The sequence below is a fragment of the Elusimicrobium sp. genome (assembly GCA_015062115.1).
Lineage (GTDB): Bacteria > Elusimicrobiota > Elusimicrobia > Elusimicrobiales > Elusimicrobiaceae > Avelusimicrobium.
This window is the reverse complement of the sequence record SUVG01000001.1, coordinates 74,165-84,719: the sequence shown is the minus strand read 5'-3', so window position 1 is coordinate 84,719 and position 10,555 is coordinate 74,165. Positions and strand designations below refer to the sequence as shown.

Here is a 10,555-nt window from a genome sequence, read left to right as displayed (position 1 = left end):
CGGGGCGAAATGCCTTATCAAGTAAAAGTTGTAGATTTATCCAGTCTGCCTCCGGCTGACGGTATTTTAAGCGAACGGGAAGGAGCGTTTTACCAAACGCTCCGTTTCCCCAAGCGGCGTACCGAGTGGCTTGGAGGCAGATTTGCGTTAAAAACCCTAGTGGCCCAAATTTTACAATTAACGGACTTGCATGAGATAGAAGTGCTCCCGCAGGCGGACGGTAAACCCACCTTGGCAGTACACGGGCAAGAAAGTCCGCTTTCCTTTAGCATTACCCACAGCCACGGATATGCGGTGGCTGCCGTCAGCCAAACTTATCCGCTAATCGGTATTGATTTGGAACGCATCGAAAAGCGTATTGATGCGTGGGCGAGAGATTTTTTTCACTCTTCCGAAATAACGGGAGAGGGGGAAGAATTTTTAACCGCGTTGTGGACACAAAAGGAAGCCTTGGTAAAACTGTTAGGTACCGGGCTCTCGTTAAATAGTTATGAGGTGCGGTGCGTAAACGGTTCCGCACAGTTTTTTGACCGTGCCGCACAAGTATATAACCGGTTGGGCTCCCCGGAAATTACATTAAAAACCGAGGGTTTAGTGCCCGGGTTTATGTTTTCCGTGGCGTTAGGCAAGCCCCGTTAAGCGGGCGCAAACCGTACATATTTAGTAAAATATAAGTAATACAGATTTTGGAGGGAGTATGATAGAACTTTTTGAGGACCCGAAACAGGACAAACCGTCCGCCCAACCCGCTCCGGCGAGTTTAGTGAAGTTCAGACAAATTTCCCAAGATGCCTTAAAAGGTGCCGGCGAAGCCCGCATCAAAGCCCAGAAAGATAAAGGCAAGATGACGGCCCGCGAACGCATTTCCTATTTATTGGATACAGACAGTTTTTTTGAAATGAAAAGCCTGATGGAAAGTTCCTGCAGCGACTTTGGTATCAAAGATAAACATATCAAAGGGGACGGAGTTATCACAGGGTTTGGCCGCATTAACGGCAGAGAAGTAGCCCTTTTCGCGCAAGATTTTACCCAATTGGGCGGATCCCTCGGTTTGGCTCATGCCCAAAAAATTGCTACCTTGATGGACCGCGCTTTAGAAGCCAAAATTCCGGTTATCGGTTTGTTTGATTCCGGCGGCGCGCGTATCCAGGAAGGGGTGGATAGCTTAAACGGATATGGCGAAATTTTTTATCGCAATGTAAAAGCCTCCGGCGTGATTCCGCAGATTTCCGTTATCTTGGGCCCCTGTGCGGGCGGTGCGGCGTATTCTCCAGCCCTTACGGACTTTATCTTTATGGTGGAAGGCATCAGCCATATGTTCATCACCGGCCCCGGTGCCGTAAAAGCCGCCACGGGCGAAGAAGTAGATTTTGATACCTTGGGCGGCAGCCAACCTCACAGCGAAAAAAGCGGTGTGTGCCAATTTGTGGCCAAGTCCGAGCAGGACTGCTTCCGCCAAGTGCGCGAACTTTTGTCTTTCCTACCGCAAAACTGCGAAGAAAATCCGCCGTTGGATACCACCAGCGACGAAATCAACCGCAGTGTACCCGTGTTGGAACGCGTATGCGAAATGGATCCGAAAAAGGCGTTCCGTATTCATCACATCATTTGGCGTTTGGCAGACGATTTCGGTTTCTTTGAAATTCACCAAAATTTTGCCAAGAACATTGTTACCGGTTTTATTCGCTTAGGCGGACAGGTGGTGGGTGTAGTCGCCAACAACCCGGCCTGCTTGGGCGGTGCTTTAGATTGTGACGCCAGCGACAAAGCCGCCCGCTTTATTCGCTTCTTAAATGCTTTTAATATTCCGCTTTTGACTTTAGTGGATACCGGCGGTTATTTGCCCGGTGTTGCCCAAGAACATGGCGGTATTATTCGCCACGGTGCGAAACTCTTATACGCCTATTCCGAAGCGGATATCCCGAAAGTAACCCTGGTACTTCGCAAAGCCTACGGCGGTGCGTATATTGCCATGGGTTCCAAATACTTGCGTGGGGACTTTAACTTTGCCTTCCCCAGTGCGGAAATTGCCGTAATGGGCCCGCGCGGCGCGGTGGAAATCTTGTATTCGCGCGACTTAAAAGCCGAGCAAGACCCCGCCAAAAAAGAAGAATTGAAACAAAAAATGACGCAGGAATATTCCGATAAGTTTGCCTCTCCCTATCAGGCGGCCACGAACGGTTCTATTGATGAAATTATTGAACCTTCCGAAGCCCGCGGAAAAATTATCCGTGCGTTCCAAGTGCTTAAAAACAAACGCGACCCAAAACACAAAAACCCGAAAAAAGGGAATATCCCGTTGTAATGAGCACGGTTCAAAATTTAAGGCCTCCCCAAAAGGGAGGCTTTTTATTTGTTTTTCTGCTGGCAGAAAAAGAAAGAGTTGTTTTTTAATTGAAGAAAAAAGAGCAACATTTCTAAAACAGTGTGGCTCTTTCCGTCGAAAGAGGGCGGAAAAAAGGGGAGCCCGGGCGCTGGGCCTTGACCCGTTTTTTTTTTTTCTTACAATGTACCTAATCGGCAGGCAGGAAGAATTGTAGTACTGTTTGTTTGCCGAAAACTTATTTATAAGAGGTTTTGTATGAAAAAGGGTTTTACTTTGATAGAACTTTTGGTCGTGGTGTTAATCATTGGTATCTTGTCGGCGGTGGCACTTCCGCAATATCAAAAGGCTGTTGCCAAAGCACGGTTTGCAGCAGAGGTTATACCGGCTGTTGATGCTTTTAAGAAGGGGAGTGATGCTTTTTTGCTTGAAAATGGGGGATATCCTTCCGAACAAGTAAATTTTGAGGATTATTCTACATTAGAAATGCCTGATTTGTCCAAAAGTAAGTTTTTTGTGTTTGATTCCGCTTATTGTGCTTCCCATGGCTGTCATTTTGGTTTATCCCATACGGATAATGACCCTATTTATCAAATTAGTGTGGTAAAACCTGCGACAAAGGGAGATTTTGAACAAGATGTAGAAAATGAGTGGGTCATGCGGTGTCACACCGTTTATACCGATTCCGGACGCTCATTTTGTAAATCATTGGAAGGGCAAGGTTGGAAAACCTTAGAACACGAATTTTAATTGTATTAACTTAAATCAATCAAGTGCCAGTTCTTTTCGTATAGTTCGGCTAATTTGCGGCGGAAAAGGGCGTGCTCGGGTTGGATAAGCCCCGGGTCGGCGGATAAAAGTTCGTCGCGGTCTTCAATGGCCCAGTAAAGGATATCGCGGTCTTTGAAAATATCGCCGGCCTTAAATTCCAGTTCCCCGCTTTGGCGTGTGCCTAAAATTTCACCCGGCCCGCGCAGTTGCATATCTCGCTCACCAATCTTAAAGCCGTCTCGCGTGGCACAAATAATGTCCACCCGTTCCTTGGCTACGCTTCCTGCGTGTTGGGGTACCAAAATGCAGTAACTTTCGTGTTCGCCTCGGCCTACACGGCCGCGCAACTGGTGCAAACTGGCCAGGCCAAATCGTTCGGCATTTTCAATCACCATAACTGTAGCATTTTTAACATCAATGCCTACCTCAATAACGGGGGTGGCTACCAAAATATCAAGTCGGTGTGCGGCAAAATCGGCCATGACACTTTCCTTTTCGGCTTGGCTCATTTGCCCGTGCAAAATGCCCAATCGGTGTGACGGAAATACTTTTTTTAATTTTTCAAATTCTTCGGTAACGGCCTTGGCGGAAATTTTTTCGCTTTCCTCAATTAAAGGGAAAACAATATAGGCTTGGCGTCCTTTTTCAACTTCTTCCCGCACGCGCGCGTAAGCCAGTTTGCTGGTGGCGGTTTCTGTTTGAATCGGCTGGCGGCCGGGGGGGAGTTCGCTTAAAGTGGAAACTTCCAAATCGCCGTAAAAAGCGAGGGCCAGGGTACGCGGGATTGGGGTGGCCGTCATAGTCAGCAAATCTAATTTGGCGGTTTTTTCCTTTAATTTACTGCGTTGTTTTACGCCGAAGCGGTGTTGCTCGTCAATAACGGCTAAACGCAAATTGTTAAATTTTACATCGTCTTGAATCACGGAGTGCGTGCCTACCAAGAGGTGCAAAGTTCCGTCGGCTAATTCTTTTAAGATTTTCTTTTTGGCGGCGGCTTTGGTGCTGGAAGTAAGCACCGCTATATTGACGGGGAGCCCTTTTAAGATGCGCTTAAAGGTAAGGTAGTGTTGTTCCGCTAAAATTTCCGTGGGAGCCATAAGCGCGGCCTGATAGCCGTTTTCCACAGCCAGTAACATGGCACACAACGCTACCACCGTTTTCCCGGAACCCACATCACCCTGCAACAGGCGGTTCATGGGGCGGGGGGAACATAAATCCTTAAAAATTTCGTTAATTACTTTCTTTTGGCTGTTGGTAAACTCAAAACCCAGTTGTTCGCGGAAAGGGGTTAATAAATTTTTTTTGATTTCGTAGGTGTAGTCCTTATCCAGAATTTTTGTTTGGGTGCGTTTGATACCCCAGGCCGTTGCCAAGAGTAAAAATTCCTCATAGGCAAGGCGTCTGCGTGCGCTTTCCAACTCGGCGATAGAGTTAGGGAAATGAATTGCTTTTAAGGCTTGAGGCGCACTTAAAAGTTTGCGTTTGGATAATAAAGAGGGGGGCAGAATTTCCGGCTCGCGTGCCAAAGAATCGGTTTGTAAAGCCTCGTGTACAAACAGGCGAAATTGCTTGTTTGTAAGTCCTTCCGTGAGGGAATAAATCGGCGTTAGGCGCCCCGCGTGCAAAGCGGTTAGGGCATCTTCGGCCGGGTATTGTTCGTCCACGGTTACTTTGTTGCCGAAAAAATTGCTTTTGTCGTCCCGTTTGCCGATTACCCATACTTCGCTGTTCATGCGGAAATCTTTTTTCAGTTGCCCGAACGGGTCAAACCGAAACGCGCGGTACATGCGTTTTTTGAACCAGGTACACTCTATTTGTTGGCCTTTTTCATCTTCCAAAAATGCTTTGAAAATCAGCACGCTGCGGGCAGGTATTTCCTGCGTGCGAAGTACGCGGCCTTTGAATACCACCAAGGCGTCCGAGTTATACTCATTGGGGGGCACTCCCAGTCGGCGGTCTTGATAGGTGCGGGGATAATAATGGAGCAAATCTTCCACCGTGGAAACTTCCAAACGGTCGAAAAGTTTTGCCTTCGCGGGCCCGATGCCTTTTAGGTACTGAATTTGAGTGCTGTTTACCATAGTGCTATACTCTTATTTTACAAATAATATATGCTACAATTAAAAAAAAGGAGGAAGAAAAAATGGATTTTGAAGTTATCTCCCGTCAAATCAGCGAGCATTTGCTCGGGGTGGGGCAAAGCAGTTTGAAAGTGTTTTGTTCGTTACTGATTGCACTGCTTATTTTGGTGTTGGGGCTCTATCTTTCCCGTTGGGTGGGGGCTTTTATTAAAAAAGTGCTGAACAAGATTTCGTTTGATGATAAAACCGCCAAATTGGGTATTAACGAACTGTGTTTGCGGTTCGGGTTGGGGAAGTCGCCCACCTATATTTTGGCGTTTGTGTTGGCCTGGGCGGTTATTTTTTATGCGATTGTCCTGGCGGCCGATGTGTTACACTTAACTGCCATACGCGACCTGTTTACCCGCTTTTTGGAATTTATCCCCACGCTTTTTGTGTCGGTGGTTATTTTGTTTGCCGGGTTGTTGTTCGGCAAGTTGGTGGGGAACATTGTTGAAAACTCGGCCAAAGCCAATAATTTAACGGGGGGATTTGTTATCTCCCGCTGTGTAAATGCGTTTATTGTGTTTTTCTGTGCGCTTTTGGCTATAGAAAACTTGGGCTTTGCCTCGCAGTTGGTAAGCACGGTGGTAACGATTATGTTGGCCTCTTTGGGGCTTGCGTTTGCGATTGGGGTAGGGTTAGGCTCCAAACCTTTGGTGGAAGAATTTTTACGCGGTATGTTTGCCGAAAAGAAAGAAAAATAATTTTTCCGCGAAAACATTTATAAAACACCCCCGCCAATTTGGCGGGGGTGTTTTTATTTTTACTCTTGGTAATCTTTGAGCATCTTGGTGCGGCTGGGGTGGCGCAGTTTGCGAATAGCCTTGGCTTCAATTTGGCGCACGCGTTCGCGCGTTACATTAAACATTTTACCCACTTCTTCCAAGGTGCGGGGATAGCCCGAATCAATCCCAAAGCGCAGGCTGATGATTTTGGCTTCGCGTTCGGATAAGGTAGCCAACACATCGGCCACTTCTTGCTTGCGCAGGAAATCCACCGCCGCGCTGGTGGGGTTCGGCCCGTTCTTATCCTCAATAAAATCTTCCAGGTTGGAATCCTCGTCTTCGCCAATCGGGGTAGAAAGGGAAATAGGATCTTGCATGATTTTGAGCACGCTTTTCACTTTTTCCACAGACAGGCGGAGCGTTTTGGAATAATCTTCCAAGGTGGGCTCGCGGCCGTGTTCTTGGCGGAATTTGTTGGTTACTTTAGTGAGTTTGGAAACCAACTCTTTCATGTGCACGGGAATACGAATCGTGTTGGCTTGGTCGGCAATAGCGCGGTTGATGCTTTGGCGAATCCACCACGTGGCATAAGTGGAAAACTTAAATCCGCGTTTGTATTCAAATTTTTCCACGGCTTTCATCAGCCCCAAGCCGCCTTCTTGAATAAGGTCGGAAAGTTCCAAATTAGAGTTCACATGTTTTTTGGCGATAGACACTACCAAACGCAAGTTGGCTTTGATGAGTTTTAATTTGTCTTGCAAAATCATATCTTCAAAAAACACGATGCGGTCATTGAAGGAGAGAAATTCTTTTTCCGTCATGGGCAACATTTCCACCATTTGTTCGTGGCGGCGTTTTACATCTTCAATGTTAGCCAACGCGCGTTCCAATTCGGGCAAGGTAAATTTGGTTTGTTTTTTGAATTCTTTTTCGGTAATTTTTTTGTGGGTAACCTTATAAACCAATTTTTTTACATCGGCATAAGCACCGAAGTATTCGTCAAAACGGTTCATGTCGCCGCGGGTTTCGTTCAAACGGTTGGCCAAGTTTTTGATTTTGTTGGTTAAGCGTTTGATTTTGTTTTGGTTTAAGTTTAATTTGGTAATGGTGGTTACCACTTCTTTTTGTTTGGCTTCCAGTTTTTCAATGTAATTGTTGCGTTTTTTATCGCTCAGTTCGCCTTCGCGCAGTTCCTTCATCAGTTTGGTGATTTCTTGTTCGCGTTTGCCGATAAAGGTGGCGGCGTCTTTGAGTTTTTTGCGCATGTTGTTGAGTTCGCGCGTGGTGCGTTTACCGCGGGGCATAAGCTCTTTGGTGGTCATTTCTTCTTGATCCACCAATTCTTCCCAGTTGCAAATTTCGCGCATGGTGATGGGCGATTCCAACACCAATTTGCGAAGTTCTTTTTCGCGTTCGCGGATATTGCGGGCCAGGGTAATTTCTTCATCGCGGGACAAAAGCGGCACTTTACCCATTTCGGAAAGATACATGCGAATAGAGTTGGAAATATCGGGACTGGCAGACCAATCTTCGCTTAAGGCTTCTTTTTCTTGGGCGGCGACGGATTTGAATTTTTTCTGATCCACCACTTGGATACCCAAATCGTCCAAAGTGCCCATTACGCCGTCAATATCTTCGGCGCTCATGTCTGCTGCTGCGATAGAGCGGTTTAGTTCCTCCAACGACAGAAAACCGCTTTCTTTACCTTCTTCCAATAAATCTTTTAACGCTTTATTTCCGGTTGCCATAATGTCCTCAACTGCCTTATTTTTTTAATTTGGTTTGCAACTGCATATATTCTTTGAAAATTTCCGGCGGCACGTTGCCTGCGCCTAATTTTTTCATTTGATGTTTTATTTCGTCCAGTCTTTTTTGCATACCGGCCTGCGCCAGTTTGGCCGTGCCCGCCGCAATATCGCGCTGGGGGTCAAAATCGGCCGGCGTTTGCAATAACGCCAATTTGAAAATTTCGTTTTTGCACTCGGGGGCTTTTAACACCGCCCGCTCGGGCAAGGTTTGGGCTTCGGGGTCTTCTTGGGCGCAAGTAAGTACCGCCTCAAAAGTTCTCCAAGCCAAGGGAGAGGAAAAATCTCTCGCCGTCAGGCCCGCACATAAAGCCGCATATTCGGGCGAGCGCATCAGCCAAGCGGTCAATTCTTCTTCCGCCGGGGTAGCCGGGGGGGAGTTAACCGGGGCCGCTTGCGGACGGCGCACAAAAGGGGTAACGGGCTTTCTAAGCCGTTCCAGTACCAGTTGCTCATCTACGCCGATATGTTCCGCCACATATTTGGCCCACTCGCGGCGGACGATTTCGTCCGGCTGTTTGGCGATGGTTTCCGCCAGTTCGCTGATAATGCGGGTTTTATCTTGCGCTTGCAACGGTTTTTCGTACATTTCCAGTTGCAACGCCGTGTGAAAGGCAATTAAATCTTGCCCTTGGTCTAAAATCTTTTCAAAAGCATCTTTGCCGTATTTGGCGATGTATTCGTCCGGGTCAAGGCCTTCGGGCAGAGAGGCCACCTGCACAAAAAGCCCGCGTTCAATCAAAATAAGCGCCCCGCGCAAAGCCGCTTTGATACCGGCGGCATCGGGGTCGAAAAGGACGGTTACATTGTCCGTATAGCGCTTGAGCAGGCGCGCGTGTTCCTCGGTTAAACTGGTGCCGAGCGGGGCTACCGTGTATTCCACTCCCGCCTGGTGGCAGGCAATTACATCCATGTAGCCTTCCAGCAGAACGGCTCTGCCTGCTTTGCGTATGGCCGGGCCTGCAAAATTGAGCCCGTAAAGAACATGGCTTTTGGTAAACAAAACCGTTTCGGGCGAGTTTAAGTATTTGGGTTCGCCTTCTCCCAAAATGCGTCCGCCGAAACCCACCGTATCGCCCCGTTGGTTGATGATGGGGAACATAAAGCGGTTGCGGTAATAGTCGCGCGGGCCGAATTGAGTGCCCACGCATAAACCCGCATCTTTCAAATCGGCTTCGCTGTATCCGGCGGCCTTGGCCGCACGGGCGATGTTGGTGGCATCGTTTTTGGCAAAACCCAATTCAAACTTTTGGCAGGTTTCTTTGGTTAAGTTCCGCCCCTTCGCGTACGCGCGCGCGAATTCGCCTCCGGCGGACATAAGTTCTTTATGGTAAAAAGACTTGGCAAAATCTAACAAATGGCGCAAATTGGCGCGGCGGTGTTCTTCCCCGGTCATGGGTTTGACGGGCTTGTATTCTACGCCTGCCATGTCGGCCAATTTTTCCAGGGCTTCGTTGAAAGAAAGCCCTTCCATTTTCATCAAAAACCCAAAGATATCGCCGCCTTCCTGGCAGCCGAAACAGTAGAAAAGCCCCTTTTCGCTACTGCAAGTGAAGGAAGGGGTCTTCTCTTTATGAAAAGGACAACAGGCCTTGTAGGTTTTACCCGCGCGTTTAAGACTCGGTACATATTGCCGGATAAATTCCACAATGTCTATTCTGTCTTTGATTGCTTCGATGATATTGTTGTTCACGCCGTCCCGCCGAAATGCGCTTGGATTAAAGGCAAAGAAGGCAATAGCCCGATACTTGCGTAAAGGACTATTGCCTGTGGTGCTTCTTTAATTAAAAACGTCTGCGTTTGGTGCGTCTGGCGCGGCGTTGGGCTTCCTGCGATTTGATTTTGCGTTTCACGCTCGGAGGCATGTACGTTTCGCGTCTTTTGATTTCTTTCAAAATGCCGTTTTTTTCGCATTCTCTTTTGAAGCGTTTTAAGGCTTCTTCCAAGTGTTCGGCATCTCTGACTTTTACGAAAACCATTACGAATTTCACCACCTTCTACAGCTAGTAGTTCAAAATAAAAAAGTAAAAAATTACCTTATAGATATTATACCTTATTTTGCGTATTTTGGCGCAAATTTACCCGGCCGGCCACATAAAACGACGCCCGGCCATTAAGTGAAAGTGCAGATGATCCACGCTTTGCCCGGCCCCTTTGCCGTTGTTGGTTACAAGGCGGAAGTCCTTGATGTTAAACTGTTTGGCCAGTTTTTGCGCCACTAACAGAATTTTGCCCAAGAGGAGCGCATCTTGTTCGTCCGCTTCCGATAAGCGCGCAATGTGTTTGCGCGGAATAATTAACAGGTGGGTGGGGGCTTGCGGGTTTAAGTCTTTGAAAGCCACCACTTCATCATCTTCGTAAACGAGTTGGGTGTTTACGGAGCCGTCGGCAATGCCACAAAAAATACAGTTCATACCGTTATTATACATATTTATGATTTCTTTGAGGAAGAAAACAAGGAAAGAAAGGTTTGCGCATTATGACAGAAAAGAAAAGGTGTTTTTTAATGGAAGAAAAAAGAGCAATATTTCTAAAACAGTGTGGCTACTCTCGTTGAAAGAGGGCGGAAAAGAAGGGGTTTGTCGCCCAAGGCTTGACCCGTTTTTTTTTTACAATGTACCTAATCGGCAGGTAGGAAGAATTAAAATGTTGTTTGCTTACCGAAAACTTATTTATAAGAGGTTTTGTATGAAAAAGGGTTTTACTTTGATAGAACTTTTGGTCGTGGTGTTAATCATTGGTATCTTGTCTGCTTATAGAGCGTATGAATTGTAACATATTAAAAACCCCCGCGGTAAGCGGGGGTTT

Annotated in this window: 8 protein-coding genes and 2 pseudogenes; 5 read left to right on the top strand and 5 right to left on the bottom strand. The window is 47.1% G+C overall.

Annotation, left to right across the window (positions count from 1 at the left end):
- Positions 1-9: 9 nt before the first annotated feature.
- From E7027_00380 to E7027_00370, 3 genes and pseudogenes are all read left to right on the top strand, one after another.
- Positions 10-639, top strand: a complete 630-nt coding sequence (locus E7027_00380) for a 4'-phosphopantetheinyl transferase superfamily protein (GenBank protein MBE6420597.1) — start codon at positions 10-12, stop codon at positions 637-639.
- Positions 640-697: 58 nt separating this feature from the next.
- Positions 698-2,305 (top strand): acyl-CoA carboxylase subunit beta, encoded by a 1,608-nt coding sequence (locus E7027_00375; GenBank protein ID MBE6420596.1) that lies wholly within the window; start codon positions 698-700, stop codon positions 2,303-2,305.
- A 276-nt stretch (positions 2,306-2,581) separates the two neighbouring features.
- Positions 2,582-2,686 (top strand): annotated as a pseudogene (locus E7027_00370) (prepilin-type N-terminal cleavage/methylation domain-containing protein).
- A gap of 392 nt (positions 2,687-3,078) precedes the next feature.
- Here the strand turns inward: E7027_00370 and recG are convergent.
- Entirely contained in the window at positions 3,079-5,175 is a 2,097-nt protein-coding gene (recG, locus tag E7027_00365; protein MBE6420595.1) for an ATP-dependent DNA helicase RecG, read from the bottom strand.
- Positions 5,176-5,237: 62 nt separating this feature from the next.
- Here recG and E7027_00360 point away from each other — a divergent pair, with 62 nt between their 5' ends.
- On the top strand, positions 5,238-5,921 hold the full coding sequence (locus tag E7027_00360) for a hypothetical protein (GenBank protein ID MBE6420594.1): 684 nt from the start codon (positions 5,238-5,240) through the stop codon (positions 5,919-5,921).
- Positions 5,922-5,980: 59 nt separating this feature from the next.
- Here the strand turns inward: E7027_00360 and E7027_00355 are convergent, their stop codons facing one another.
- The 4 genes from E7027_00355 to E7027_00340 all read right to left on the bottom strand — a co-directional run bounded on the left by E7027_00355 (position 5,981) and on the right by E7027_00340 (position 10,161).
- Positions 5,981-7,690 (bottom strand): sigma-70 family RNA polymerase sigma factor, encoded by a 1,710-nt coding sequence (locus tag E7027_00355; protein ID MBE6420593.1) that lies wholly within the window; start codon positions 7,688-7,690, stop codon positions 5,981-5,983.
- Positions 7,691-7,706: 16 nt separating this feature from the next.
- Positions 7,707-9,485: a DNA primase gene (gene dnaG / locus E7027_00350; GenBank protein ID MBE6420592.1), complete on the bottom strand. Its 1,779-nt coding sequence runs from the start codon at positions 9,483-9,485 to the stop codon at positions 7,707-7,709.
- A 46-nt stretch (positions 9,486-9,531) separates the two neighbouring features.
- Entirely contained in the window at positions 9,532-9,726 is a 195-nt protein-coding gene (locus E7027_00345) for a 30S ribosomal protein S21 (GenBank protein ID MBE6420591.1), read from the bottom strand.
- 99 nt (positions 9,727-9,825) lie between these two features.
- Positions 9,826-10,161, bottom strand: coding sequence for a histidine triad nucleotide-binding protein (locus E7027_00340; GenBank protein MBE6420590.1), 336 nt, complete (start codon positions 10,159-10,161; stop codon positions 9,826-9,828).
- A gap of 274 nt (positions 10,162-10,435) precedes the next feature.
- On the opposite strand from E7027_00340, the pseudogene E7027_00335 reads away from it, so the two are divergent.
- Positions 10,436-10,501: pseudogene (locus tag E7027_00335) on the top strand (prepilin-type N-terminal cleavage/methylation domain-containing protein).
- The last annotated feature ends 54 nt before the right edge of the window (positions 10,502-10,555 follow it).

What these genes read in the sequence shown, in the direction of transcription:
- E7027_00380 (MBE6420597.1), top strand. Translation starts at nt 10, where the DNA reads ATGCCTTATCAAGTAAAAGTTGTAGATTTATCCAGTCTGCCTCCGGCT.
- E7027_00375 (MBE6420596.1), top strand. Translation starts at nt 698, where the DNA reads ATGATAGAACTTTTTGAGGACCCGAAACAGGACAAACCGTCCGCCCAA.
- recG (MBE6420595.1), bottom strand. Translation starts at nt 5,175, where the DNA reads ATGGTAAACAGCACTCAAATTCAGTACCTAAAAGGCATCGGGCCCGCG.
- E7027_00360 (MBE6420594.1), top strand. Translation starts at nt 5,238, where the DNA reads ATGGATTTTGAAGTTATCTCCCGTCAAATCAGCGAGCATTTGCTCGGG.
- E7027_00355 (MBE6420593.1), bottom strand. Translation starts at nt 7,690, where the DNA reads ATGGCAACCGGAAATAAAGCGTTAAAAGATTTATTGGAAGAAGGTAAA.
- E7027_00345 (MBE6420591.1), bottom strand. Translation starts at nt 9,726, where the DNA reads ATGGTTTTCGTAAAAGTCAGAGATGCCGAACACTTGGAAGAAGCCTTA.
- E7027_00340 (MBE6420590.1), bottom strand. Translation starts at nt 10,161, where the DNA reads ATGAACTGTATTTTTTGTGGCATTGCCGACGGCTCCGTAAACACCCAA.